We start from the raw sequence: 232 nt of genomic DNA, 5'->3' as shown, positions 1-232 counted from the left end.
ACCATGTTCCATGGGAGGCTGGAGAGCGCATCGGGCACACTCAGTTACATCGACGCCGGTCATGGACTGGGGCTGTATGTTCCTGCCGACGGCGCCGCGCAACGACTCGTTTCAGCAGGCCCACCCGTGGGGATACTCGAAGACCAGCACTGGCCGGCGGCCGAACTCGAGCTCGGGCCCGGCGACTCCTTGGTGATCGTCAGTGACGGTGTCCTGGATGCCCATAACTCCC

Annotated in this window: 1 protein-coding gene; it reads left to right on the top strand. The window is 64.2% G+C overall.

Annotated elements, in window-relative coordinates:
- Positions 1-3: 3 nt before the first annotated feature.
- Positions 4-232, top strand: a 229-nt coding sequence (locus SB772_RS45930) for a PP2C family protein-serine/threonine phosphatase (protein WP_410839264.1), incomplete at its 3' end; no start/stop codon positions are given.

The organism is Paraburkholderia sp. SIMBA_030, from assembly GCF_046535245.1.
GTDB lineage: Bacteria > Pseudomonadota > Gammaproteobacteria > Burkholderiales > Burkholderiaceae > Paraburkholderia.
This window is presented reverse-complemented; position numbering and strand designations above follow the sequence as displayed.